The 24,875-nt window shown below is 63.8% G+C and carries 25 protein-coding genes; 9 read left to right on the top strand and 16 right to left on the bottom strand.

Annotated elements, in window-relative coordinates:
* Nucleotides 1-107 precede the first annotated feature (107 nt).
* Nucleotides 108-521, top strand: a complete 414-nt coding sequence (locus AC5RU7_RS08420; protein ID WP_494051869.1) for a hypothetical protein — start codon at nt 108-110, stop codon at nt 519-521.
* Between the two features lie 32 nt (nt 522-553).
* Here AC5RU7_RS08420 and AC5RU7_RS08415 read toward each other — a convergent pair whose 3' ends face one another.
* Nucleotides 554-3,952 carry a DEAD/DEAH box helicase family protein gene (locus AC5RU7_RS08415; protein ID WP_494051868.1) on the bottom strand — a complete coding sequence of 1,133 codons (3,399 nt, stop codon included), beginning with the start codon at nt 3,950-3,952 and terminating at the stop codon, nt 554-556.
* A gap of 107 nt (nt 3,953-4,059) precedes the next feature.
* Between AC5RU7_RS08415 and AC5RU7_RS08410 the strand changes: the two genes are divergently transcribed.
* Entirely contained in the window at nt 4,060-4,329 is a 270-nt protein-coding gene (locus AC5RU7_RS08410; protein ID WP_494051867.1) for a type II toxin-antitoxin system Phd/YefM family antitoxin, read from the top strand.
* Nucleotides 4,314-4,703, top strand: a complete 390-nt coding sequence (locus AC5RU7_RS08405; protein WP_494051866.1) for a PIN domain-containing protein — start codon at nt 4,314-4,316, stop codon at nt 4,701-4,703. Before AC5RU7_RS08410 ends, AC5RU7_RS08405 begins: the two co-directional genes overlap by 16 nt.
* Before the next feature lie 21 nt (nt 4,704-4,724).
* Here the strand turns inward: AC5RU7_RS08405 and AC5RU7_RS08400 are convergent, their stop codons facing one another.
* From AC5RU7_RS08400 to AC5RU7_RS08380, 5 genes are all read right to left on the bottom strand, one after another.
* Entirely contained in the window at nt 4,725-5,459 is a 735-nt protein-coding gene (locus tag AC5RU7_RS08400; protein ID WP_494051865.1) for a hypothetical protein, read from the bottom strand.
* On the bottom strand, nt 5,456-5,638 hold the full coding sequence (locus AC5RU7_RS08395) for a hypothetical protein (protein ID WP_494051864.1): 183 nt from the start codon (nt 5,636-5,638) through the stop codon (nt 5,456-5,458). The genes AC5RU7_RS08400 and AC5RU7_RS08395 overlap by 4 nt, the downstream gene beginning before the upstream one ends.
* A gap of 64 nt (nt 5,639-5,702) precedes the next feature.
* Nucleotides 5,703-6,641 (bottom strand): restriction endonuclease, encoded by a 939-nt coding sequence (locus tag AC5RU7_RS08390; RefSeq protein ID WP_494051863.1) that lies wholly within the window; start codon nt 6,639-6,641, stop codon nt 5,703-5,705.
* Nucleotides 6,641-7,780 carry a restriction endonuclease subunit S gene (locus AC5RU7_RS08385; RefSeq protein ID WP_494052012.1) on the bottom strand — a complete coding sequence of 380 codons (1,140 nt, stop codon included), beginning with the start codon at nt 7,778-7,780 and terminating at the stop codon, nt 6,641-6,643. The genes AC5RU7_RS08390 and AC5RU7_RS08385 overlap by 1 nt, the downstream gene beginning before the upstream one ends.
* Nucleotides 7,780-9,276: a type I restriction-modification system subunit M gene (locus AC5RU7_RS08380; protein WP_494051862.1), complete on the bottom strand. Its 1,497-nt coding sequence runs from the start codon at nt 9,274-9,276 to the stop codon at nt 7,780-7,782. The genes AC5RU7_RS08385 and AC5RU7_RS08380 overlap by 1 nt, the downstream gene beginning before the upstream one ends.
* Nucleotides 9,277-9,399: 123 nt before the next feature.
* Between AC5RU7_RS08380 and AC5RU7_RS08375 the strand changes: the two genes are divergently transcribed.
* On the top strand, nt 9,400-10,650 hold the full coding sequence (locus tag AC5RU7_RS08375; RefSeq protein ID WP_494051861.1) for a hypothetical protein: 1,251 nt from the start codon (nt 9,400-9,402) through the stop codon (nt 10,648-10,650).
* Nucleotides 10,651-10,714: 64 nt separating this feature from the next.
* Here AC5RU7_RS08375 and AC5RU7_RS08370 read toward each other — a convergent pair whose 3' ends face one another.
* Nucleotides 10,715-11,722 (bottom strand): thermonuclease family protein, encoded by a 1,008-nt coding sequence (locus AC5RU7_RS08370; protein ID WP_494051860.1) that lies wholly within the window; start codon nt 11,720-11,722, stop codon nt 10,715-10,717.
* Nucleotides 11,723-12,094: 372 nt separating this feature from the next.
* Here AC5RU7_RS08370 and AC5RU7_RS08365 point away from each other — a divergent pair, with 372 nt between their 5' ends.
* The gene (locus tag AC5RU7_RS08365; RefSeq protein WP_494051859.1) at nt 12,095-12,361 is read left to right on the top strand and encodes a helix-turn-helix transcriptional regulator; all 267 of its coding nucleotides are present in this window, start codon (nt 12,095-12,097) and stop codon (nt 12,359-12,361) included.
* A complete protein-coding gene (locus tag AC5RU7_RS08360; protein WP_494051858.1) occupies nt 12,358-13,602 on the top strand; it encodes a type II toxin-antitoxin system HipA family toxin in 1,245 nt (414 codons plus the stop codon). The genes AC5RU7_RS08365 and AC5RU7_RS08360 overlap by 4 nt, the downstream gene beginning before the upstream one ends.
* A gap of 23 nt (nt 13,603-13,625) precedes the next feature.
* Here AC5RU7_RS08360 and AC5RU7_RS08355 read toward each other — a convergent pair whose 3' ends face one another.
* Both AC5RU7_RS08355 and AC5RU7_RS08350 read right to left on the bottom strand, forming a co-directional pair.
* Nucleotides 13,626-14,555: a prenyltransferase/squalene oxidase repeat-containing protein gene (locus tag AC5RU7_RS08355; protein WP_494052011.1), complete on the bottom strand. Its 930-nt coding sequence runs from the start codon at nt 14,553-14,555 to the stop codon at nt 13,626-13,628.
* A 17-nt stretch (nt 14,556-14,572) separates the two neighbouring features.
* Nucleotides 14,573-15,190 carry a uracil-DNA glycosylase family protein gene (locus AC5RU7_RS08350; RefSeq protein WP_494051857.1) on the bottom strand — a complete coding sequence of 206 codons (618 nt, stop codon included), beginning with the start codon at nt 15,188-15,190 and terminating at the stop codon, nt 14,573-14,575.
* 174 nt (nt 15,191-15,364) lie between these two features.
* Between AC5RU7_RS08350 and AC5RU7_RS08345 the strand changes: the two genes are divergently transcribed.
* Complete coding sequence (locus tag AC5RU7_RS08345; RefSeq protein ID WP_494051856.1) at nt 15,365-15,877, top strand: hypothetical protein; 513 nt, start codon at nt 15,365-15,367, stop codon at nt 15,875-15,877.
* Nucleotides 15,878-15,928: 51 nt separating this feature from the next.
* On the opposite strand, the gene AC5RU7_RS08340 is transcribed toward AC5RU7_RS08345, so the two are convergent.
* From AC5RU7_RS08340 to AC5RU7_RS08325, 4 genes are read right to left on the bottom strand one after another with little or no spacing between them, the layout of a single operon-like run.
* The gene (locus AC5RU7_RS08340; protein ID WP_494011565.1) at nt 15,929-16,312 is read right to left on the bottom strand and encodes an RNA-binding S4 domain-containing protein; all 384 of its coding nucleotides are present in this window, start codon (nt 16,310-16,312) and stop codon (nt 15,929-15,931) included.
* 47 nt (nt 16,313-16,359) lie between these two features.
* Entirely contained in the window at nt 16,360-17,478 is a 1,119-nt protein-coding gene (locus AC5RU7_RS08335; RefSeq protein WP_494051855.1) for a sulfite oxidase, read from the bottom strand.
* Nucleotides 17,479-17,527: 49 nt separating this feature from the next.
* A complete protein-coding gene (locus AC5RU7_RS08330) occupies nt 17,528-18,532 on the bottom strand; it encodes an aldo/keto reductase family protein (protein WP_494051854.1) in 1,005 nt (334 codons plus the stop codon).
* A 27-nt stretch (nt 18,533-18,559) separates the two neighbouring features.
* Nucleotides 18,560-19,342, bottom strand: coding sequence for a hypothetical protein (locus AC5RU7_RS08325; RefSeq protein WP_494011568.1), 783 nt, complete (start codon nt 19,340-19,342; stop codon nt 18,560-18,562).
* Nucleotides 19,343-19,505: 163 nt separating this feature from the next.
* Here AC5RU7_RS08325 and AC5RU7_RS08320 point away from each other — a divergent pair, with 163 nt between their 5' ends.
* The gene (locus AC5RU7_RS08320; RefSeq protein ID WP_494051853.1) at nt 19,506-19,904 is read left to right on the top strand and encodes a YchJ family protein; all 399 of its coding nucleotides are present in this window, start codon (nt 19,506-19,508) and stop codon (nt 19,902-19,904) included.
* A 42-nt stretch (nt 19,905-19,946) separates the two neighbouring features.
* Here the strand turns inward: AC5RU7_RS08320 and AC5RU7_RS08315 are convergent, their stop codons facing one another.
* The 3 genes from AC5RU7_RS08315 to AC5RU7_RS08305 form a co-directional block, all read right to left on the bottom strand.
* The gene (locus tag AC5RU7_RS08315; protein WP_494011570.1) at nt 19,947-20,765 is read right to left on the bottom strand and encodes a TIGR04086 family membrane protein; all 819 of its coding nucleotides are present in this window, start codon (nt 20,763-20,765) and stop codon (nt 19,947-19,949) included.
* 64 nt (nt 20,766-20,829) lie between these two features.
* Nucleotides 20,830-22,830: an acyl-CoA dehydrogenase family protein gene (locus tag AC5RU7_RS08310; protein ID WP_494051852.1), complete on the bottom strand. Its 2,001-nt coding sequence runs from the start codon at nt 22,828-22,830 to the stop codon at nt 20,830-20,832.
* A gap of 61 nt (nt 22,831-22,891) precedes the next feature.
* A complete protein-coding gene (locus AC5RU7_RS08305) occupies nt 22,892-23,194 on the bottom strand; it encodes a hypothetical protein (protein WP_494011572.1) in 303 nt (100 codons plus the stop codon).
* Between the two features lie 232 nt (nt 23,195-23,426).
* Here AC5RU7_RS08305 and AC5RU7_RS08300 point away from each other — a divergent pair, with 232 nt between their 5' ends.
* The gene (locus AC5RU7_RS08300; protein WP_494051851.1) at nt 23,427-24,875 is read left to right on the top strand and encodes a DUF3375 family protein; all 1,449 of its coding nucleotides are present in this window, start codon (nt 23,427-23,429) and stop codon (nt 24,873-24,875) included.

Raw genomic sequence — 24,875 nt, 5'->3', positions numbered from 1 at the left:
GTCACAGACGGTGTCAATTCTCCGGGGGCCGAAGGCGTCAGATGAACTTAGGGTATTTCTCCCTGGAAACCCTGCCGTCTGAGGCGCCCGCCCGGTAGCCTCCTGCCATGGACGAATATTCAGAGGAACTGGTTGAGCTTGCTTTCATGGCTTTGGATCACGCGATCGATTCAGTGGTCTCGTCGGGCACCGATCTGGTGCCTTTTGTCATCCGGGAGCAGGCGGGCCAACGGAGCCTGCAGCGCTACCTCGTTGGGAACCAGCTCGAGGCAGGCGTTGCCGCAGCTAGGCAGTCCGTCAAAGACGAGCCGCTTCCGGACCGCGTGGCAGTAGCCTGGGATGGCTACATGACCACGTCCGAGGGGCGGCAGGAGGCGGTCTTCGTCGAGTCCTACGAGCATGGCACGCCTGCAGGGTTCATTATGGCCCAGCGCTATCAGCGGGCCGGGTTCCTCAAGAAGAAGCGTGAATCCGTAGGGAACCCCGCCCTTGTGGAGAAGAACACCGCACCGCTTTTCTGACCGCCTTTCCGGCGGGCAGGAGAAGCCTACCGTCAACTGACGCGGGCATGGTCCTCAATGGAACGCAGGATGCCGAACAGTTTCACAACGCCGTCGTCTCCGAACAGGATGTCCGGGCCGGAAGGCGCCAATTCGTTGTACGGCGAGTCGAAGAGGGCTGCTGGGTTAACCTTGCCGTTTTCCACCAGGTGGTTGGTCAGGACCTGGAGGAAGTCGAGCTGCTGGGCTGTCAGGGTTGTGCCGGCAACAAATTCCCCGAGCGCTTCCTCTACTGCCTCGCGATCCAGGCCCACCAGCGACCGGACATAAAGCCCCAGGCCGTCGGCCGCGGCCCTGTCCAGGTCTTCCCGGGAACCGAGGCCGCTTTCCAGCAGGATCCGCTCCAGTTCGGACAGGTCCATGGCGGTCAGCTGCCTGTTCCGCCGCAGGCGCTGGATGGAAGCGTGGTCCTGGTGGTCGGCAAGGTACAGGCGGATCTTCTCGCGGTATCGGGCCAGATCAAGGGTGCCATTGGCTGCACCCGTGAGCTCGGCCTCCTCAAGCTCCCCGAGCTCGTCCAGGAAGTTGGTGTAGACAACGTTGCGCTTGCGTTTTTCGATCAGGTGCACAAGTTCGCGAAGCCGCAGCCTGATTTCTTCGAGCCATTCCGCTGAAACGGACTCCCACTCGCCGTCGTCCAAGATGGCCTCGATCAGGGGCAGCTGCGCTGCGATGGCTGGAACGTCCGGCTGGTCCTGAAGGGCGGCGGCCACAGCCTGGACTTTCTTCCGGAATGGGACCAGGGGCTTGCCCTGGAGTGCTGCCAGTTCGGTCTGCAGCAGGAGATAGTCGAAGCGCTTGGCTTCTTCCGTGTCGGGCAGTGCACCGATGGGTGCCAGCCGTGCCACTTCCGCCTCTAGGGCGTCAAAGTCCTCTGCACCCAAAGACTCCCAGGCGGATGGTTCAACAAACTTGTCTACCCATTTGCGGGCTGGCTTTACCAGGAAATTCTCCAAGGGCAGCCTGCCCACCGTGTGCTTCAACGACTCCTGCAACTCCACAACAAAGGGCAAGTTCGAATCCCAGGCGAGGTCCGCCGTCGTACGCAGCAAACGGACGCGCGTGGCGAAGGTGCTCTCTGCGAGGGACTTGCCTAGGGATCCTTCGTTGCCGGGCATGCCGGCATTGAAGTATTCCGCGTTGCGGCAGAGGTCGAAGATGAAGAAGTCCTTCTTGTCCTCGCCAGGGCCGAAAAGGTCGGGGCAGAGGCGCGTGCCGCGGCCCACCATCTGCCAGAACTTGGTCTTGGACCGGACCATTTTGAAGAAGACCAGGTTGACGGCTTCGGGAACATCGATGCCCGTGTCCAGCATGTCCACGGAGATCGCGATGTGCGGGTCGGCGTCACGCCGCGAGAAGTCGTCGATGAGGTTCTGCGCGTAGTTGACCTGGTACGTGACCACCCGGGCGAAGTGGCCCTTGAGGTGCGGATAGTTCTTGTCGAAGCGTTCGGCAATGTAGTCGGCGTGCCGGTTGTTCTTGGCGAAAATGATGGTCTTGCCCAGCCGGTCGCCGCCCGCCACCTTGTGGCCGTGCGTCATCAGCACTTCGAGCGCCTTGTCCACGGTATCGGTGTTGAAGAGCCAGGAATTCACGACGGCGGGGTCCACGGATTCGGGGATCTCGCCGTCCTCGTTCCAGTCGAGCTCGTCCCATTGTTCTTTTTCGTGCTCGGGGAGGTCGTCGTACGCGATGCCTTCATACGGGAACTTCAGCGGCACCGGCACCACGCGGGGCGGTACGAGATAGCCGGCCTCGATAGCCTCGTTGAGTTCGTAGGCAAACGTGGGGACGTTGTCCTCGATGCCGAACAGGCTGTAGGTGTTGCGGTCCACCTCCGACTGTGGGGTGGCGGTGAGGCCGATCAGGAGCGAGTCAAAGTAGTCGAAGATCGCCTTGTACTTCTGGTAGATGGACCGGTGGGCCTCGTCCACGATGATGAGGTCGTAGTGGCCCACCCCGAACCGGCGCTGACCCAGTTTCCCTTCGGTCTGGTTGATGAGGTTCATCATCGTGGGGTACGTGGCCACATGGATGCGGCTGTCAGTATCTTCGCCGGCGCCGAGGATCACCGGGCCCGAGCCGGGCAGGTGCGTCTTGAACGCGTTGGCCGCCTGTTTCACGAGGGCGACGCGGTCAGCCAGGAAGAGAACGCGCTTGGCCCAGTTGGCTTCCTGCAGCAGTTTGGTAAGTGCGACGACGGTGCGCGTCTTGCCCGTGCCCGTCGCCATGACCACCAGAGCCTTGCGTTCGAAGCCGTTCTCGTAGGCTTCGGTGACGGCGCGGATGGCGTTGTGCTGGTAGGGCCGTTCGACGATTGCGTCGTCAATCTGCTGCTGCGCCAGCGGTTTGCGGGTCTGCCGGCGGTTGACGAGGAGCTGCAGCTGGTCCCGGGTGTGGAAACCCTGGACGGCACGCTCGGGATACATGCTGTCGTCCCAGATCCAGGTTTCGTAGCCGGACGTGTAGTAGATGATGGGCCGCCTGCCGTACCGGCGTTCCATGCAGTCGGCGTACAACTTTGCCTGCTGCTTGCCTACGTGCGGATCTTTGGTGGTCCGCTTGGCCTCGACGACGGCGAGCGGGAGTCCGTCGGCGCCCCAGAGGACATAGTCCACGTAGCCGGTGCCGGTGAGCGTGCCGCTTTGGGTAGGCATGGTGTCCACCCTGAATTCGCGGTCTTCGGGATTTTCGAGTGGCCAGCCCGCTTCCTTGAGGTCCCAGTCGATGAGGTGCCGGCGGGTCAGCGCCTCATCGTAGTCGTGCTGGTCGGGGACTGCCTGGTTCTGTTGCTTGGTGGCGGCGATTTCGGCCTGCAACTGCGCCAGCTGTGCTGCGAGGTCTGCCGATTCGGCCGCGGCCTGAGCAAGGGCCTCGTCCTTTGCCTTGAGCTCCTCCTCCAGTTTCTGGAGTGCTTCGGGGGAGTGCTGCTGGGCGGGAGTGGCGCTGGCCGGAGCGAGGTGGCCGGCGTCGAACGCCAGCGACGGCGGCAACTGGCTGCCGTTCTTCGCGTAGTTCCGGGCAAGCCAGTAGCAGACGTGGTGCAGTTCCCGGAGGACGATTTCCGCGCCCTGCGCGGTTGGGTTGACGGGGTTGTGTACGGCGTTGTTGCCGGCTTTGCGGATGATGGTGAGCTTGCTGCCGATGGCGCCGCCCACCAGACCTTTGAACGCGGGCTCATTGAGCAGAGCGTTGAGGTCGTCCTTGTACGGGAGGGCCAGCGCCTTCTCCACCTTGTAGAGCCATTCAACCAGCCGCTCAACCGTGTACCGGGAGTAGAACATGGAAGCGCGCGGGTCGATGCGGGCGAACTTCTCGGCCCGGCGGGCATTCTGGGCAAGGTCGGGCCAATCGGCCAGGAGAAACCTGAAGTTGCTGTTGCCTGCCCCCACTATTGACCCCCGTTACTGCCACACCGCGTATGGGCACTAGTCAACCATGGGCAAGCGACAGTCCAGAACTTGTAGAACAAAGACTACTTCGGGAATACACTGCACGTATGGATAAGGTCGGCGTTCGGGAGCTCAAGCAAAATCCCAGGGCTGTCATAGAGCGGGTTGAGCACGGAGCCACCGTGGAGATCACCTTGCAGGGGCGGGCTGTGGCCAGGATGTCACCCATTACAGACCGCAGGAGGTGGACGCCTTCCGCCGACGTGGCCCGGGCTCTTGGAGTGGCCGGGCTCGGCGCGGACCAGACCGGTTGGCTGGAGCAGCACCGGGAATCCCGGGACGCGGACCCCTTGGTGGACCCATGGGAGTCTCAGTGATCCTCCTTGACACAAACATCCTGATCAGCCCGCCGTCGCAGTGGCCGGAAGGGGAGATGCTGGGTTCGAGCATTATTTCGCTGGCGGAACTGCACTTTGGCATCCGTTCGTCCGTCTCGGAGGAGATCCGGCGGCAGCGGGTACGACGCCTCGCCGTCTGGCGGGAGCTGATGGACTGGATCCTTTTCGATGAGCCAGCGGCGGAGAGCTACGGCGAGCTGGCGGCCAAAGTACGCTCACTCAGGCCGCAGCATGCCAGAAGCAAGGACATCATGATCGCAGCGCAGGCCCATTCGCTGGGCATTCCGCTGATGACGAGGAACGCCCGGGACTTCGATCTGGTCAATGACGTGGTCGAGATCATTGAGGTGTAGTGACGCGGCCTGCCGCTCATGTCAATAGGCGCCTAACGCGTCATCGGATCCATCCACAGGTGCACCGTGCGGCCATGAGACCTCTGCGCCTTGTGCACGCAAAGCGTCAGCAACAATCAGCGGGTGCCGGCGGCTCATCGCCCTAAGTTGCCGCTCCCTCCAAAGTTTGCGCCCCGTGGCCAAGTGGTCACGGAATCCGGGGAGCGTGTCGAGCCGAAAATCTGTTGCCAAAAACTCGAGAATGTCTTCCAAACAAGGCCGGAAGCGCTTGCCGCCAACCGGAATGTGCAGATGTGACAGCTTAGGAATGCTCAGGCCGCTCGAATTTACTTGGTCTTTCTTCCCCGCGCGGGCCATGGCGTAGACGAATTCGTCACGGTGCGCGTGGACATTTACATGCGCGCCAGCAAGACCACCGAGAGGGTGACGAAGATAGTCGAAGCGAAGCAATGGTTCGCTGACGCCACTCAGCCCTATTTTGAACTCAGACTCCTCGACAGCCAGGTAATCCCCGTCCCACGTGCACTTGTACTTGAGTTGCACGGTGAATAGGCGGTCGCCATCCACGGCTTTCAGGTCGAGGCCGAGACGGGGCTCCTGGGTGATCAGGACGTTCCTGTGGCCACTTCTCCCTTCGCTCACAAGCACGTTGAAGGGCGCGAAGGGCCCAGGAAAGGTGTTGGAAAGAGTCTGGTGAAGTTCGGAAGCGAAGTTTGCAGCGGCCTTATCAAGTGCATTGGCGCCGAGGTCGGTCATGCCGACTGGAGGAACTTCAGGTCCTGGATCTCTTCGTAATCGGCCTGCTCATCCACGGTCAGTTGGTAGTTAGCAGCGCGATCTGCCAGTTCTTCGTCGGACATGGCGAAGTGAGAACGGAGCTGGTCGATTCGATCGCCAACGTCAGCGCGGCTTAGGTGAATTACTTTCGGTGTCATAGTGGCCTCCTTTGGTGGTGGTTCCATGGTGCACCGTGGCTATGACAATCTTGGCACGCCATGCCTACTCGAAGAAGTCCTCATCCAGTTCCACCACGTCGTAGCTCTGCTTCACCTGGACGCCTACCCGGTACTTGATCATGAGACTCACCAGGCGGGCGGAGTCGATCAGGATGATCCGGGAGGGAACGTTCTCGGCGTACTGCCGGGCGCCGGATGTGAAGGTGCTGGTGGTGATGAAGACTCCGCGCGATGCCCCGACGCCGTGCAGCGCGCCCACAAAGGCCTGGATGGTTTCGCGCCCCACCGTGTTGCCATCGGCGTAGCGTTTGGCTTGGACGTAGATCCTGTCAAGCCCGAGTGCGTCTTGGTCGATGACGCCATCGACGCCGCCGTCGCCCGATCCGCCGATGCGACGCCCCCGCTGTTCTGCGCCGCCGTAACCCATCTTGAGGAGCAGCTTGACCACTGCCTCTTCGAAGAAGTCGGGATGGCCTTCACGGAGCCTCCGGATGAGCGTTGCGCCTACCTCATCGTGGATGCGGTTGATACCGTCCTCGATTTGTTCGACGGGTTCCAGTTCTTCCACGGCTGGAAGGCTGGTGGTCAATTCTTCCCGCGTCGGTATCTGCTTCTCGGACTTGGGCCAGTACTGGGCGAAAAGCTCGTGGGCCTGGCTGTAGTTGATTCCATCCGGGTTGGTGTGAAGCCACTGCCTGCCGGCATCGGTGATGCAGTAGTGGCCCTTCGCCGGACGGTCGATCCAGTTGGCGCGCGTGAGGTGGCTGAGGACCCACCCCATGCGCTGTTCGTAACGCAGTCCCCCGGAATTGAGCGTTTCCAGTCGGGCCGACTCAGAAAGTCCTGCTTGCTCCGCCGCCTGATGGAACAGGTCCTTACGGTGCAGCGTCCGACCATCTTCAAGAGCCCGCAGAACAGGAACAATCAATGCTGGCCAGATCGGAACTTCTGTAGCTGTCGACTCCGCTTGAACTTCCGACATCACAGTTCTCCCTTGAACGCTCGGTGCTGAAGTGATGCGAACAGGACGTCCAGCTCAGCCAGGTGCATGCGGTGCATGTCCCTTAAACGCTCGACGGCGGCAACGCGGTTAGCGAAGGTCTGCTGAAGCTCGAACGGCGGAAGTTTGACGGGAGCGGCTGACAGTTGGGTTTTGTTGATCGAAGCGATTCCGGTCGTCTGCTTTGCCATCCGCAGGAAGTACGACTTCGCGTCACGGGAAGAGAGATACCAATTGAGATAAATCGGAACGACATCCTTTTGCGGACGGACCCGGAAAACGTGGTTCTGATGTAGGCACCAAGGCAACTCATCATTCCAGATAGTCCCTCGGCCCAGCTTGTCAGGGTCACCGCCTTCGGTTAGCAGGAGGTCACCCCGTTTTAGCCGATACCGTTCCGCTTCAAGTTCAGTGACTTGAATTTCCTTCACAATCGACATGTCGAGGGCACGATCCTGGACGTTGGAAACGGCAAGGTATGGGAAAGCGGTGAGTTCGGTTGCCGAAGTCTTGCGACCTTTGGTTATGCCCGAGCTGATTTCGCACAGATCGTCCAGTCTTACCTTTTCAAAGCCTCCTCGGGCATTGCTGAACATGGAGTGGAAGATCGACTGGGTGAGGGTGGCGAGGTGGGCAAGGGCTTCGCGGCGCTTGGTGCGAAGCTCGTCGACCTTGTCCAGGATCGCCGCAATCCGCCGCTGCTCGTCGAGGGGCGGAAGGCTGATTGGAATCCGAGAAGCCGCTGCTTTGGTTAACTTTGCGCGGGTTGTTCCCGTTAGGAATGGGCGAACGTCATAGTTTTCGAGAACGCGAGCAAGAAATGCAATATCCGTACCGGTTCGGGGGCGGAGTACATGCGCATGGTTGTTTACCCAAGACTTACCTTCGATCCTGTATGCGATGCCACGGCTCGGGTTGTCAAAATAGCCGCCGTCTTCGGCTAGGAGGACGAGCGGTTCATCGAAAATGTGCCCGCGCACGGAATCTTGTTGGCCGTTGGCTCCGTAATAAGGAATTTCACCAGGGATGCGGTCCTTCGCAGTAATTGGGCTGCGACGATGATCGAGGAACTCAACAACGTCTCCGAGCTTCACCTGGGAGCTGGGTATCTCTGCTTTCATCACTTCAGCAGCTCCCGCAGCTCTGCCAGTCCTTCGGCAATCTGAGCCTCGAGCCCGTCCAGCGCCGCCAGAATCTCCTGCGGCTCGGCGTGCTCGACGTCTTCGTGCTCGATTTCCTTGTACCGGTTCAGTGACAGGTCGTAATCATTCGCGACTATCTCCGAAAGCGGCACGCAGAACGACTGGTCCGTGCGCACCCGCTCAAGCTCCGTCGTCGTGCGATTATTCCAGCGGGCGAGGACATCGGGAAGGTCGGATGTGCCGAGTGGGGTGCGCTTGTCGTCGAGGCTGAAGCCGTCGGACTTCACGTCGTAGAACCAGACGTTGTCCGTACCGCCGGAGTTGGTCTTGGTGAAGAACAAGATGGCGGTTGAGACCCCCGCGTACGGCTTGAAGACGCCGGACGGGAGCTTTACCACGGCGTCGAGCTTGTGGCCCTCGACGAGCGTCTTCCGCAGGGACTTGTGCGCCCCGGTGGAACCGAACAGCACGCCGTCGGGAACGATGACAGCCGCCCGGCCGCCGGGCTTGAGCAGCTTGATGAAGAGCGCCAGGAACAGGAGTTCCGTTTTCTTCGTCTTGACGACCGTCAGGAGGTCCTTGGCGACGTTCTCGTAATCCAGGCTGCCGGCAAACGGCGGGTTGGCCAGGATGACGTTGTACTTTTCCTCCTCCTCGGCGTGGAGGTCGGCGAGGGAGTCCCTGTACGAGATGTCCGGGTTCTCCACGCCGTGCAGCAGCATGTTCATGGAGCCGATGCGGAGCATGGTGTTGTCGAAGTCGAAGCCGTGGAACTGGTGGTTGTGGAAGAACTTGCTGCTCTCGTCATTGGTGAGCAGGTTCGGGTTGTTCTTCCACAGGAACTCGCCGGCCTGGACCAGGAAACCGCAGGTGCCCGAGGCTGGATCGCAGATGGCTTCCAGCGGCTTGGGCGCAGTCATGGCCACCATCAGGTCGATGATGTGCCGGGGTGTCCGGAACTGGCCGTTCGTGCCGGCGGAGGCGAGCTTGGACAGCATGTACTCGTAAAGGTCGCCCTTGGTGTCCTTGCCGTCCATGTTGATGCTGTCGAGGACATCCACAACCTGCTTGAGGACACCGGCGTTCGGGATCTTGAACTGCGCGTCCTTCATGTGGCGGCTGTAGGTGGAGTCCTCACCGTTGGACAGCTTGGGGAGTTCGTTGCGCAGGAACGGGAAGATGCTCTGCGAGAAGACGGTGAACATCTCGGCCTGAGAGAAGTCCTTGAAGCGGGACCAGCGGAGGTCCGAGTAAGGCCGGCCCTGCGGGTCCACGCCGTCCGGGAACACGGCGTTCTGCAGCGGCTGGCCCAGGAGATTGGCCCGCTTTTCCTCACGGGTGTGGTTCTCGTCCAGGCGCTTCAGGAACAGCAGGTAGGTGATCTGTTCGATGACTTCCAGCGGGTTGGAGATGCCCCCGCTCCAGAACGTATTCCAGACCTTGTCTACTTGGGACTTGATTTCACCTGTGATCACCCATGTGAGTTTAGTGCCCAGACCGGTAGCGCTCGGCCTTCGTCGGTTGTGCCGCCAAGTGTTGGATCGAACACTCAACGCGGCGCCGGCTGACTGTCTGAACCATGTGTGAAGATGTCCCCTATGAATGATTTGAATCCGGACCTTGCCCTCTACGTTGAAGGCGAGACCGCCTTGGTAGCAGGGTCACCTGACGCGATTGCGGAGCTCTTCCGGAAGCTTGATGTACCGCCCGAATCAACCTCAAAGGTCGGGACGGCCGTCACTGACATGCTGGCAGCTGCAGGCGGACTGCTAAGCATGATGGGCCAGGGAGCAGTCAGCGGCAACTCTTTCCAAATGACACCGGAGTCCTACGCCAAGTACCTGGAGTTGGCCGGTTCCACCAAAGAAGCGTTCGGCATCGTCAGCGGCGTCCTTCGCCAGCCTGATGGAAGAATCGACACCGTCGTCGAGCTGGTGAAATCCTCCCCCGTGGGCCTTCCAGCCGGGCCAAACCCGGCGATGTTAGCGGCCGCGATCGCGATTCGATCTGCTATCCACAGCTTGGAGGTGCAGCTCGAATCCATTGACGCCAAGCTCGATACAGTGCTGCGGGATACCCGGAACGAAGCGCTGGGCAACATCCAGGGGACCACCTTTATCTTGGACAAGGCCTTTGGGTACTTTGAAGAAACTGGAGAGCTGACCCCCACGCTGTGGGACCAGGTGGCGGGGCAAGCTGCTGCTCTGTCACAAATGCACGCGGTGGCTCTGAACCACATAGATGCGCTTGCGGATGGACTCAGCGCCAAGAGCTTCGGAAAGCGGTTAGAGGGTGCACGGAATGCCGCGTCCGGTGAACTCCAGCACTGGCTGATTATCACGGCAGTCGCACTCACGAACATGGTTCGGATGGATTCTCTCGAAATTGTCCATGGCGCCAAGGGGGACCAGGCAGGCGCGCATATCCGGCACGTGGAGCATGCCAGGGACCGCCGCCTTGAGCTCACGAGGTCCAAAGTGCAGAAATTGGCAGACGCCGCCGCGAAAGCCTCCAAAGTGGACACCCTAACCCGCGTGGCGAATCCCTTCGAGCTGCCGAAACTCTATGACGCGGTATCCGAAATCCAGCGGCTTCTCACGGTGTTCTCTAAGGCTTACGGCATGCCGGCGACGGAGGCATTCGAGCGCAAGGAATGGCATACGTCCCTTCTCGATCTGGGCCACGCAGCCGGAAGCGCCGTGGCCGGAGCTCTTGGTGCTGCGGCTGGCACCGTTGCGGCAGCACCAAAGGCCATCGCCGGAGGCGTGGAGGACGGCATTCTGCAGGTCGCCCAGAGCATTGAGGAACGCCGCAAGAGCGCCCACTCGGACGATCAAACGACGTCCTGATTCGACAATTACAACAGCGGGTCCGAAGAGCATCCAAGCTCTCGGACCCGCTGTCCTTGGGTGTTTAGCAGGGGCTCCAGGTCTTCCCGCCCGGTGCGTAACACCTCGGACCTGTGTATTTGGACGGTGCCGGTGGTACATACGGGGCAGGAGCCGGTGGAACGTATGGCTGGGGGGCCGGAGCCACGTATGGCGCCGGTACGGGCAGCTTACGGAGCCGCTCTGCTTCCGCAGCGGCCTGCCGGGACGCCTCCTCTGCGGCTGCCTTGGCCGCGGCAGCTGCTTCGTCGGCAGCCTTCTTCTCAGCTGCCGCACGTTCCTCCGCGGCCTTCTTTTCTGCGGCAGCGCGGGCTTCAGCTGCCAGGCGTCCTTCTTCCGCCTTCTTTTCGGCTGTGGCCAAGCTTGTCTGTAGGGACTTGAATTCGTCCCGCTTCTTTTCACCCAACGAAATCTTGCTGTCGAGGATAGACAAAGCGGCCGCAGTTGCGGCAGCGGAAAGCCCAGCCCAATAGATCGCCCTGTTTGCGTCCTTTGTCGCAGCAAAGACTGCCCGTAGAGACTTTGCGGTTGCCAGTTCGGTCGCGAGCAGTGCGGCGGCTGCGCCGGCGGCGGCCGAAGTGGTTGCAGGTGCAGCACCGGCAGCTTCTTCGAGTGCCTGCGCAGTTTGGGCCAGCTGTGCGGGTAGTGTGCAATCCATGGTTTCGGAGAAGAGCCCCGTCTTCGCGGTTCGCGCTTCCTCGTAGGCTTCTTCCACCGGCGGCAGGAATTTGACGTTCCCGTCGTACTGAACCGGTATGCCCAGTCCCTCACGGGCGATTTCTGCGTTGACGAGTGTGCCGTCAGGAGCGAATACGCCTGCGAGAGTACGGCCGAAGCGGTCGTGCCGGTCCTTGTCGAACTCAAGGCGAACGGAGGTGCCAGGCGGGAGGGTGCTGGCAAGGTAATCAGTGGCCTGCGGCCCGAGGCATTCGACAGGCTGGTTCGGGTCCTTGGTCTCTGGGGTGTCCACGTTCAGCAGGCGGATTGTGTGATCCGCGTTGTTGATCGACACCACCAAGGTGTCGCCGTCCACAATTCTGACGACCGTGCCATTATCAGCGTTGGCTGCTGCGCTGACGGCTATCGAGCCTGCAACCAGACCGGCCGTTGCGACTGATGCAATGATTAGATTCTTGATGGAGGTCCCCCTTGGGTTGGCGCATCAGAAATCCGCGGCACCCTGCTTGACCTCGATGAACCCTGAAGCTTTCTCCTTAATGCTGGGCGCTACCCCTCAGCTTCAGCTCAAGTTCTGCTCAAGGTTGCCGTAGTCTTGCCATCCCCCTCCCATTCGCCCAAGGGTAAACCGGCACGTTCGTGCCGCTTTACCCTTTCCTCCGCGTGGCTCCGCGAGTAGGCTTGCGAATACGCCTAAGACCAGCACGAACGTACCTATAGGACTGTCATGGACCAGAACTTCACCGACTCTCTGGCTTTTGAAGTGCGCTCACGCCGGAGCGCCCTCGGCCTCACCCAGCGGGACCTGGCCGACATGGCCGGGGTCTCGGAGCGCTTCGTTCGCTTCGTCGAGCAGGGCAAGCCGAGCGTGCAGCTGGACTCCCTGGTCGCCGTACTTGAGACGTTGGGGCTGGAATTGAAGGTCGTCGCGAGGACCAGCCGTGCCGGCCTTGCGCTTGCCGGGCTGCCCACTGACAACAGCACTGAACAATGAGGCACCGCATCGCCGATATCTACAAAGCGGGGATCCTGGCCGCGAAGCTGGAACGGTATGACGGCGGAACCCGCTTCAGCTACCTCCCCGCGTATCTCGCCTCCGGGGGTCCCGCCGTCGCCTCTTCCCTGCCGCTCACCCGCGAGCCCGTCCTGTCCGCCGCCGGGGCCGCCCCGCCGTACTTCACCGGGCTGCTGCCGGAGGGCCGCCGGCTCAACGCGCTGCGGCGTTCCATCAAAACCAGTGCGGACGATGACCTGTCCCTGCTCATCGCCGCCGGCGGAAACCCGGTGGGGGATGTCCAGATCGTGGGCCACGGGGAACCGCTGGACCCCGACGAACACGCGGTGCAGCTGGACCCGAAACAGCCCGTGGATTTCGACCAGTTGCTGGGCGATCCGGACCTGATCGACCCGGTTGCGCTGGCCGGCGTGCAGGACAAGCTGTCGGCAGGCATGATTTCGCTTCCGGTGGCCAGTGCAGGCAAGAGGTTCATCCTCAAGCTCAACGCCCCCGAATTCCCCCACGTGGTGGAGAACGAGCTGGTCATGTTCCGCTACGCCGCCAAGCTCCGGATTCCGCTCAGCCGGGTCCAGCTGATCCGGGACGTGGCCGGCCGGCCGGGCCTGCTGGTGGAGCGCTTCGACCGCATACCGCGTCCAGGTGGCGGGCCGGACGATGTGCTGCGCCTCGCCGTCGAGGACGGCGCTCAGGTTCTGAAGCTCTATCCGGCAGACAAGTACAACGTAGGGTACGGACAGGTCTGCCACGCGCTGGCGGACCACTGCTCGGCACCGCTTCCCGCGCTCCGCAACCTCGCCCTCCAGGGCGCCTTTGCATGGCTCACCGGCAACGGCGACCTCCACGCCAAGAACGTCTCCATGGTCCAGCAGCCACATGGCGAATGGGCGATCGCTCCGGTCTACGACATTCCCTCCACAGTGGTTTACGGCGACAAGACCCTGGCGCTGACCCTGAACGGCAAGCGGACAGGGATCTCGCGCCGCCACTTCCTGGGCTGGGCCACGGAGCTCGGACTCCCCGAACGCGCAGCCGCCCAGGTGCTGGAGCTCGCCCTTAAAGCATCGGGACCCCTGGTAGCGGACCTTGAGGCAGGAACGGCCTTCGCCGTCGTCAAAGGTTCACAAAGGGACGACGACGGCGGCTCACCCTTCCCGGACATGGTCACCAGGGCGTGGGTCAAGGAGCTGAAGCACCGCCGGCGTCTCCTTGAGGGGTAAGGCAAACCCCGCCTGGTGGAGGCTCAAGGACCGTCGAACCAACGGAGAACCCGAAGGGCGCGCAGCGTGTTCCAGCGGCTGGGGCTGCCATCGCCGTCCTCCAGCGCAAAATGGACCTTCCCGGGATGCGTGTTCTCCAGCAGCCAAGTTCCGTCCGGCTGCTCTTTCTTGCGGACCAGCTCCACGCCCTCTGCCAGGCGCTGGTCCGGGGCAGCTCCCGCGGCCCGAAAGTAGTCCAGGCCGCGGAGGACGTCATAGAACCAGCGGGTCGGATAGGAGAAGCGAAGCCAGTCCTCACTGATGATCTCCGCGGTCGCTTTCCGCCGCATCAGCCGGCGCTCCAGGAGGTAGTCTTCAGCCCGTTCCCGGGCAGCCCTGGATGCGGTCGTCCCGCCGGTGGCCTGCTCGTATTCCAGCAGTCCTTCGAGGACGCAGATGGTGCTGTGGAATGAGGAGCGTGTGGAGCCATTGACGGCCTCGCAGTTCCAGCCGCCGTCGGGCAACTGGTCACCCGTCAGCCGCTCCACAACGCTGTCCACGTTCTCCCCGAAGTAGGCGCCCAGCTCCGTGGCCATGCCGTTGATGCAGGGCTCCACTTCACCTTCGAAGAACGGCTGGTTGCCTTCTTCCCAGCGGCTGTTGTCCCTGACGAGCGAGATAGCACGGCGGGCCTGCGGGCTGCCCGGGACCAGACCGAAGTCCTTCAGGAGCAACAGACTGTAGGTGGTGGCGGTCCAGGGCTGGTTGTCGGGATCATCGTCGACTGCCGGCCAGTAGGTGCCGCCGGCCCACTGCCCGTCCGTTCCCTGCAGGGCGAGCAAACGGGAACCCCAGCCTTCGGTGGCAACGCGGTTCCGTTCGGCCCTGACTTCGGCGGCAGGAGCATCAGCGAGGTCCCGCAGGGCCTGCCAGCGGATGGCAGGGTCGCCGGCCAGGAGCCAGTCGAGCACCATCCGCTGCGCGGCAGGTGTCACAGGTGCTGGATGCCGGCCCGCTGCATGGCGTCTTTATAGATCTCGACGTTCTTTGCCAGGAGTTCTTCCTGCTTGGCTTCGGAGACGGCGAACGCCCGGCCTCCGAGCGCGGTTGCCTTGTAGATCTTGATGCCGCTGTTCTTCAGTGACGAGTGGTAGGTCTTCTCGTAGAGGGTGAGGAAGGCGGAGGCGTCGGTGCCGTGGGCGATGATCGCCGAGACACGGGAGTTGATTTTGAGGAACTGGCGGAACGGGCGCAGGCCGTCGGTCTTCTCCTGCACGCTCAGCGCTGACGGGCTGCCGGGCTCCCGGACCCAGGGATAGGCGTTCCACGGCATCACATAGCGGGGGTCGAGCTCAGCGAGTTCGTAGATCTGGGTGGCCCGCCGCGCGGCCTCATCGTCATTATTGTGCGACACAAAACCGGACTCGGTGCCTTTTCCGGGGCTGCCCTGCAGGCTGACGATCCGGCATTCGTCCTCGTCGTGCACCGGATCAATGTACGGAACGGTGGAGCCGGGCTTCCTTTCCATAAGTTCGTCGCAAAGCTGGGTTACCTTCGCGATGTTCGGTTCCTGTAGCAGGGCCTTCTTTTCATCCCAGTCAATCGTCACGATCTCTCCCTCACAGCAAGGTGGTCAGAACCAGGCGTCTTAGGCCACTCTACGCTTCCGCTCTGAGGGTAGGCAGGAAAATTTGGGCCATGGCACCCTACCTGGAGCAGTTGATTGAAGTGCGCGCGGGAAAACGGAACGCAGCAGCGCGGGCAGGTGCTGTTGAATGACACTATGCAGTTCACCAGGAAGGGCCTGAAGGCCGAAGGCTTTGCCGGCTTCCGCCTTGTCCGTGACCTCGAGACCATGCGGGTCCCGCAGGGGACAGGGCTCTTCGCTGTCGTGGCCCCGGAAGGCTTCGAGCCGCGCTTCCTGAAGAAAAGCAGGGCCGGCACCTTCAAGAAAAAGGACCCGTCCCTCCCCGAAGCCGCACTTATCGCGGCGTGGGTGGACGCCGCCGTCGTTCTTTACGTCGGAAAGGCGGGGCCGGGTAGTAAGGGCAACCGGGGGTTACGGCGCCAGATCCAGGAATTTGTGGACTTCGGGCAAGGAAAGCCGCCCGGGCACTGGGACGGCCGGGCCATCTGGCAGCTCACTGATGCCGGATCGCTGTCAATTGCCTGGAAGGAACTGGCCCCCGAACAGCTGAACGACGCGGAAGCTGACTACCACGCAGCATTCCTGCAGGAATTCGGGAAGCTGCCGTTCGCCAACCTCGTGCAGGCGCGCACAAAGACCGGCCGCTGACGCCAAGACGAGTTCGCAACGGGCACGAGCTCGGTGTCCCTGGCCGGCTCGTCAGGCCTGCCCGCGGAGCCGCTCCATCTCGCGGCGGTCCTTCTTGGTTGGCCGTCCGGTGCCCCGGTCCCGCTGCGGGAGGCCCAGCGCCGGCGCGAGCGGCCGGGGCGGGGTGTGGTCGGTGAAACAGTGCGATGCCGCTTCCGCGCCCACCCGCTTGGCGATGAGCCGCCGCACTTCGAGGATGCGTTCGTATCCGGGCATTCGGACTGTCACGGTATCGCCGGTCACCAAAGTGGCAGAGGCTTTGGACGGGCTGCCGTTCAGCCGGACGTGTCCTGCCCGGCAGGCGGCTGTGGCGGCGGAACGGGTCTTGTAGGCGCGGATGGCCCACAGCCAGGCATCAATACGGACGCTGGCGGGGGAGGCAGGAAGGCTGGTCATGGCTGGCACCGAGTATAGCCCCGGGCGCGCCGGCATTCAGTGCTGGGTCATTCCACCGTTACGCTGACCTGCTGCACCATGTTGTTGCCCATCCCCTGGTAGTTCCAGTTTTGCTCCAGGGGCTGCGTGGCGCTGGTGGCATCCGTGGCCCGGCAGGACAGGACGTGCTCGCCCGGGTCCGCCACCCAGGGCAGCGTCCACTTCCGCCACGCGAATCCGCCGGCGGGCTTGTCCAGCTGGGCGGGCAGCCACGTGCCGTCGATCCCCACCTCCACGCCTGTCACCGCGCCCCCGCCGGACCATGCACGGCCCTGTAGCAGCACCGGGCCCGGGGCCAGGATGCGTTTGCGGGTGAAGAAGTCCGGGACGCCCGGCGGAACCATCAGCGAACGCACCCTGATCCGCGAAACCGGGGTGCCGGCGTCGTCCGCGGAGTCCTGGTAGCGGTAGGCCACCTGTTGCTGGTATCCGGTGAACGGGGCGGTGACCACCTCGATGGACTCAAGCCACTTCACGCTGGCCATGCCATACCAGCCCGGAACCACCAGGCGGAGGGGGTAGCCGTGCTGGGGCGGCAGTTCGGCGCCGTTCATTTTGTAGGCGAGTACGACGTCGGCACGCAGCGCTTCACGGATTGGCAGGCTCCGCGCGTAGTGGTGGGGGACGCCGCCCTGGACCCCTGCATCGGCACCTTTGAAGACCACTTCCACGGCGTTCTGGAGAACGCCAGTTTTGCCCAGGAGGTAGGCGAGCGGAACACCTGTCCAGTGCGCGGTGCCCACTCCTTCCTGGATCCAGGGCTGGCTCATGGGCCGGGGCGAGAGGAGCGACCGGCCGTTGCCGGCGCACTCCAGCGTCACGGGTACGGTGATGGCGGGGTCCTTGCGGAGCGCCGCCATGCTCAGCTCGAGCGCGCGCTCCACCGCGCCGCTGATCCGCAGGTGCCAGGAGCCGGCGTCGAGGTCCGGAATGTCGAAGTGCGTCAGGACGTAGTGGAGCCCCGGCGGTGTGACATCCCTGCGAAGTGCCTCCAGCGGCATCGAATGGTTCCGGGCGGACAGCTGCAGCTCTTCCCGGGTCAGGGGGCCGGTGGTGGGGCCTGCCCCCGGCTGGACGGGTGCTGAATCTGGACCGGTGGGCTGCTCATGCCGGGAGGTCTGGGTCATGCCACAGGTCTACGCCCGCACCGCCGGCACGTCAACGCCTCTTCCCGGCCTACGCCTCCCGTTTTGGCGGGGACTGGGTCTTTGCCGGGTCGCGTTCCGCCAGCGAGCCGATGGCGTTGTCAATTTTCTTCAGGACCTCCGGCTCCAGCGTCACGCCGGCCGCCGCCACACTGTCCGCTATCTGCTCCGGACGGCTGGCACCCACGATGGCAGACGCCACATTGGGGTTCTGCAGCACCCAGGCGACTGCGAGCTGCGGCATGGAGAGGCCGGCTTCCTCCGCAACGGGCTTGAGGTCCTGCACACCGGACAGGACGTCGTCGCGCATCCAGCGCTCGATCATCTTGGCTCCGCCCTTTTCATCCGTGGCCCGGCTGCCTTCCGGCGCGGGCTGGCCGGGCAGGTACTTGCCGCTGAGGACGCCCTGGGCCATGGGTGACCAAACGATCTGGGACACGCCCAGTTCCTCCGACGCCGGCACTACCTCGGCCTCGATGACCCGCCACAGCATGGAGTACTGCGGCTGGTTGGAGATGAGCTGGAAGCCGAGCTCTTTGGAGAGGGCGTGGCCTTCGCGAAGCTGGTCCGCGGTCCACTCGCTGACCCCGATGTAGAGTGCCTTGCCCTGCCGGACGATGTCCGCGAACGCCTGCATGGTTTCTTCCAGCGGCGTTTCGAAGTCGTAGCGGTGCGCCTGGTAGAGGTCCACGTAGTCGGTCTGCAGCCTGCGCAGGGAGCCGTTGATGGATTCCATGATGTGTTTGCGTGACAGGCCAAGATCGTTTTTGCCCTTGGGGCCCGTGGGTCCGTAGACCTTGGTGAAAATCTCCAATGATTCGCGGCGCTCGCCCTTGAGCGCCTCGCCCAGGACGGTCTCCGCCGCGGTGTTTGCATAGACGTCGGCCGTGTCGAAGGTGCTGATCCCGGCGTCCAGGGCCGCCCGCACGCACTGGGTGGCGACGTCGTTCTCCACCTGGGAACCATGGGTAAGCCAGTTGCCGAACGTGATTTCCGAGACTTTGAAACCGCTGTTTCCGAGGTATCTGAATTCCATGCGCTTCACGCTAGCCCAGATGGTTGCTCAGGGTAAGGGCTTTTTTCCATCCGTCTGTTCGCTGGCGGGCGACGTTTCCTTGAGTATCTGCTGGGGGCCGGTCAAGGACACGAGCGATCCTGTGTCCAACGGCGCGAGGGCTGGCGGGTGCGGAGGTTTCTTGAACGACCGTGGAACCTCGTGCGGAGGCCGGTGGTTGTGCAGGGAGGACTCAACCAGCGGGGCCACTTCAGCCACCTTCTCCGCCGGCACCTTCGGATCCGGCAGGTCCCGTACGGAGAGTTTGATCTCGGGCGCGGCTGCCCGTGCCCGAGCGATGGCACGGGCGTCGGCCTCGGCCACGGCGGAGGCCCAGTCCTCGGCCAGGACGGGCGGTTCACGCCGCGCGGCGGTCAGCGCAGGGTGATGGTCGACGGCGGTGCGCAGCGCCGTTTTAAGGTGTGCGGGCTTCAGCGCGGCGCGCCAATCGCGCGGCTGCCTCCCGCCGTTCGGCCCCGCAGCGGGTTTCCCGGAGGTGCGGGCAAGCAGCCCCGGGCGCGCTGCGCCGGATGCTGATGCCGCCGCAGCACCGCCGTCGGCGGCATCCTTCCGGCCCTGCAGCCGGGTGCCGTAGAGCTGGACAAGCGGTAGGGATTCCTTCCGCGGACGCCAGCCGAACAGGCCCATCAGGATGATGGCGGCCAGCCGTCCCACGCCCGCGAGCACCAGGGTGATGACGCCCAGGAGAAAGAGGATAAAGAACATCAGGAAGGCAACGCCCACCGTGCCCAGGAAGGTCAGGTTGAGGACGAGCGTATCCGGATTTTCCACGTCACCCCTCCTTTCTGCAGGCAGCGGACCCCCGCCTCTGCCACTGTGCCCGGGCCATGGCACCTTCTCCACCATACGGATTTTTGGTGTTCCATGCCGCCGGCGGAGGCGGTGTGCCGGGGGTTGTAGCGAAGCTGTTACCGGATATGACAGCATCCCGGGTATGACAAAAAGTGCGGGGCAGGAAAACTGCGTGTGCCTGTCCGGGGAGCCGTACGCGCAGTGCTGCGGGCGCTTCCACTCCGGCGCGGCGGAGGCTGCCACCGCGGAGCAGCTCATGCGGTCCCGCTACAGCGCCTTTGTGCGTCTGGACGCGGACTACGTTCTGCGCACCTGGCACCCGGACACCGCCCCTGCCACCCTGGAGCCTGATCCGGGGATGGGCTGGCGCCGCCTGGACATCCTGTCCACCAGCGGAGGCGGTCCTTTCGACACCGCAGGGACGGTCGAGTTCAAGGCGTACTACCGGTACGGCTGCGAGCGGGGAGTCCTGCACGAGGTCAGCAGGTTCATCCGAATAGACGGCCGGTGGTACTACGTAGACGGGGACGTCAGCGCCTGAGGTGTGGGACTGTGCTGCTGTAGCCACGGCTTACCCACTGAATTACTCGTCGTCGTAGTCGCTGTCCGGCGTGAACCCGGCCCGGTCCACTTTGCGGTGGAACCTCATGCCGGCGAGTCCGCCCAGGACTGCACCCACCAGGGCAACGGCGGCAACCACGACGGCAGCGATGATGCTGGTGGTGGTCAGTTGGCCCTCATTGATGGGAATGCGGGGGAAGCTGTTCAGGTTGGCCAGCACGTTAAACTGCTGGCCGGCCACGAGGCCCAGGATGGATACGAGGATCGCCACGATCAGCGCCCAAATCCATACCATCAGGCCCTGCTTGGCGCCGTTGAAGCGGGCCATCCGCCCGGCCACGTAGCCGCCGCAGTAGTAGGACAGGAACAGGATCACCAGCAGGACGATGATGCCCACCAGTCCAACCGTGCCCTGGTTTTGTGCCGCCTGGTTCACTGCCTCGTTGACATCAGTGTTGCTGGCAAGGCCCACTGCTGTTCCCGCGGCTGCCACCAGGGCGGTCAGCAGGACTGCCATGCCGGTGGCGGTGAGCCAGCCGAAGAAGGCTGAGCCCACCTTGATTCCGCCGAACTGTTCCTTTTCCCGCGCCACTGCGGTCTGCTGGTCAGTGAGGTTCGGATCCACCGCCGGGGCAGTGGCGGCAGGAGTGTAGTCCCGCTCGGCATAGGCTGCAGGCCGCTCCGAATACGTGGAGGCCGGCGCGGCGTCCGTTGCCGGCACCTGGTCAAAGGAGCGGGTGCTCTGGCTGTCCGCGTCTGCGGTGCGGTGGCTCCCGCTCGGGGTGTCGTCCTCCCGGGCGCGCCGCGGAGGCAGGTTCTCTGGGTCAGTTGAGCTGCTCATGCTTCAACTCAACCATTGACGCACAGCGATAGCAAGCCTGCTTACTATTTTGTGACCTGCGGTTTTACCGGTACCGGCGGTGCAGATTGTCCTTTTTGGAGGGGCCTGGGGAGGCGTCGGCGATCCATGGTCCGGTCCCTTCGGACTGGTCCAGGACGCCTTCCTCCAGCCACGTGTAGTCCCCGGCGAGGACCTTGCGCGTGAGCCCGTGGTCGGCGTCGTCCGTGTTACGCCACAGCTGGTCGAAGTATTCCTCCACGCGCACCCGTGCCTGCTCGCAGTACGCCTCGGCGAGCTCGTAGGCGCTCGCGGCCCGCTCCGGAGCCGTCTGCAGCAGCATTTCGGCGCGGACGCAGCAGGCCGTCATGGCGAACAGCTCGGCACCGATATCCACCACGCGGCCAAGGAACGCCTGTTTACGCTCCAGTTTGGCCTGCCAGCGGCCCATGCCGTAAAAGGTCTGCCGGGCCAGGCGGCGGGACGAGCGCTCGACGAAGCGCAACTGTTTGGCCAGCCTTCCGAACTCCGTGTAGGACCGCGGATCCATGCCGGCTCCGGCCACGAGTTTAGGCAGCCACTTGGCGTAAAAGCCCGAGGCGCCGACGGCGGCCTTCGCTTTGTCCGACAGGCTCGCGTCCATGGACGCGAGGTCGCCCGCTGCGGCAAGGTGCGCGTCCACCGCTTCCCGGGCGATCAGCAGGCGCATGATCTCGGAGGATCCCTCGAAGATCCTGTTGATGCGCAGGTCCCGCAGCTGCTGCTCAGCCGGTACGGCCCGCTCGCCGCGTGCTGCCAGTGACTCCGCTGTCTCGAAGCCGCGCCCGCCCCGGACCTGGACCAGTTCGTCGGCGATCCGGCAGCTGATCTCCGTTGCCCACAGCTTGGCCAGGGCGGCTTCGATCCGCACGTCCTTCTGGCCGGCGTCGGCGAGTTCGGCAGAGAGTTCAAAGACGGCATCCAGGGCAAACGCGGAGGCGGCGATGAAGGCAACCTTCTTGCCCACGGCCTCATGTTCACCCACCGGCCTGCCCCATTGCGTGCGCGCGTTGGACCATTCGCGGGCGATCTTCAGGCTCCAGCGCCCCGACGCCACGCAGAGCGCGGGGATGGAGAGCCGGCCCGTATTAAGGGTGGTCAGCGCGATCTTCAGGCCCTGGCCTTCGCGCCCCAGCCGGTTGGCCGCGGGTACGCGCACCTGGTGGAATCGGGTGACCCCGTTTTCGATCCCGCGCAAGCCCATGAAGGTGTTCCGGTTTTCCACGGTGATGCCGGGTGAGTCCATGTCCACCACGAAGGCGCTGATCCCGCCCTTGTGCCTGGTTCCGTCGGCGGCGGTATAGGCCGGAACTACCGCCATCACCACCACCAGTTCCGCGATGACCCCGTTGGTGGTCCAGAGCTTCACGCCGTCCAGGAGGTACGCCTCGCCGTCGTCCGTTGGCGTTGCGGTGCTGCCCATCCGGGCGGGGTCGCTGCCCACGTCCGGCTCGGTCAGGAGGAACGCGGTGATGGCACCGGCCGCGCAGCGCGGCAGGTACTCCCGTTTCTGTTCCGGGCTGCCGAACACCTTGACCGGCTCCGGCACGCCGATGGACTGGTGTGCCGAGAGCAGGGCTCCGAGGCTGGGATGCACGCTGCCCAGCAGGGCGAGTGCACGTCCGTAGTACACCAGGGAGAGTCCCAGGCCGCCGTACTCCTGCGGGATTTTCATGCCGAAGACGCCGAGATCGGCCAGGTCCCGGATGTATTCGTCCGGAATCTTCGCCTCACGCTCAATGATGCGGCCGTCCATGGTCCGCGCGTACCCAGTCAGGCGGGCCATGAACGCCTCGCCGCGCTCCACGTCCGCAGGGTCCGGGGTGGGCCAGGGATGGACCAGGCTGAGGTCGAAGCTGCCCAAATAGAGGCCCTTGGCGAAGCTGGGGCGGTCCCAGTCTGTCTGGCGGGCGGCTTCTGCGACGGCCCGGGCATCGGCGGACGTGGCGCCGGAGCCAATATGGCCGGCCGGTACGGGAGTTTCCTCGGCGGGGGCGTCTGTGGACGGGAATTCAGTGGCGGAGGTCATGGGTTATCTCCTTGGCCGGAGTGGCCGGTGAAGCCATGGATCCGCCGGGTTGGAGAACCCTTTAGCTGTCTCTCAATATTACCCGCGGGTAAGTTCCGGTGCTAGGGGTGGACTGGGCCTGGAGTTCTCCGGCTACGTCCACTGTTGACGCGTGGTTGATCAGGCGGTCCCAACCCGCGTTGATGCCGTGGACCACTGCCAGGAGCGAGTTCACAACCATCACCCATGCCAGCCTGCCGACGCCCAGCAGCACCAGGGCCGCCAGCCCTGCGGCTAGGACGAAAGCTGCCAGGATGAACGCGAAGACCAGCGTTCCGATAAAGACCAGAGTGCCGGTTTCGAGTGTGCTTAGGTCGAACTGCATGTATCCCCCTGCTGCTGCGGCGTTGCGATGGCGAAGATCAGTAGCAGAAGCGTAGGGGTACTTCTTCGCGGTGGGCCAGAGCCCCGGCCTGCGGAGACCGCTGTTGATATGGGATCGAAATCCTACGGCGCAGTAGGTCACGGAGGGGTCGCGGCCGCTGGGTTAACCTTGTAGCTGGCAGTTTTCCGTTCCTGCCCCCGCCCCCGCCCCGCAAACAGCCCAAGGAGAGTGTGTGCCCCGCTCCGCCAGGTCATCCGCTGACGCCATCAGCGCCCGGCTCCGGGACCTCGAACTCCTCACCAAAGGGCCCGCCTGGGCCCTGACGCGGTCGGCGCCCTGGGTGATCGCGGTGCTGCAGGCATCCTTCACCCGCACCCGTCCGCAGCTGCCGCTTGAGGAGTTCCACGCCGACGTCGACTCCTTCCTCGAGGAGCTGCGCCGCCAGGACCCCGGACTGGGCGGCGGAGCCAACGGCAAATCCTTCGGCGACGAATGGACGCGGCGCCAGTTCCTGACCCGCCGGAACCAGTCGGGCCAGATCGTGTACGAAGTTACCGAGCCCGCCGCCCGTGTGCTCGCCTTCCTGGACAGCCTGTCCAGTGAGCGCTCCACCCTCAACGGCTCCCGCCTGGGCACCCTCCTGGGGGACGTGGAAAAGCTCGCCAACGAGACCAACCCGGACCAGAGTGCCCGCCTTGAATCCCTTGAAGAGGAGATCGAGGAGCGCCAGCAGCTGATCCAGGACATCAGCAGCGGCGAGTTCGACGGGTTGCTGGACGATGACGAAGCGGTGGAGGCCGCCGGCAACATCCTTGACCTCGCCGCGAGCCTGCCGGCGGACTACAAGAAGATGCGTGACCGGATCGAGGAGCTGGTGGGCGAGCTGCGCAACCAGATCATCGAGGAATCCCTGACCAAGGGCGCCACCATGGCCCAGGTGCTGGAGGCGGACAAGCGGCTCCGCCAGAGCCCGGAGGGCAGGACCTTCCGCTCGTTCACGGCCTTCCTTGAGGATCCCCAGCAGCAGCTGCGGTTCCGCTCGGCCATCGGCGAGGTGCTGAGCCGGCAGTTCGCCGACGACCTTTCCGCCGAGGACCGCGAAACCCTGAAGAACCTGGTGGCGGAACTGCGCCAGCAGCACAGCCAGATCCAGCGCATCTACGGCAAACTCAGCGAAAGCCTCAACACCTACATCCAGAGCGACGACTTCCGCCAGTCCATCCGCCTGCGCCAGGTGCTGCGCGAGGCCGAGCAGGCCATCCGGTCACTGCCCTACGAGCGCGACCGCCCGGGACTGGTGCCCGGCCCGGTGCTCTACAACGCGGGCTTCGAATCCCTCTCCATGGTGAAGCTCTTCGACCCGGACGAGTTCGCCGCTCCGCCCAAACTCGCGGACCCCATCGCCTTCAGCGACTCGGACAGGGTGCGATCCGTGCGGACGGGCAAGGCCAAACCCCAGGCCATCCGCTCCGCCATGGCAGGAGCCGCCACCCTTGCCGAGGCGTGGCAAAACCTGCCGCCGGAGGAGCAGCACATCAACTCCATCCGGGCGCTCCTCTCCCAGGCCCTCCACGACGGCGCGAACTTTGACCGCGAAGCCATCGACGGCCTGGACTTTGAACAGATAGACGGCACCACCCGCAGGGCCTACCTGCCCGTGGTCACGCTCGCAAAGGATTGA

This window comes from Arthrobacter sp. K410C, from assembly GCF_059090105.1.
This window is presented reverse-complemented; position numbering and strand designations above follow the sequence as displayed.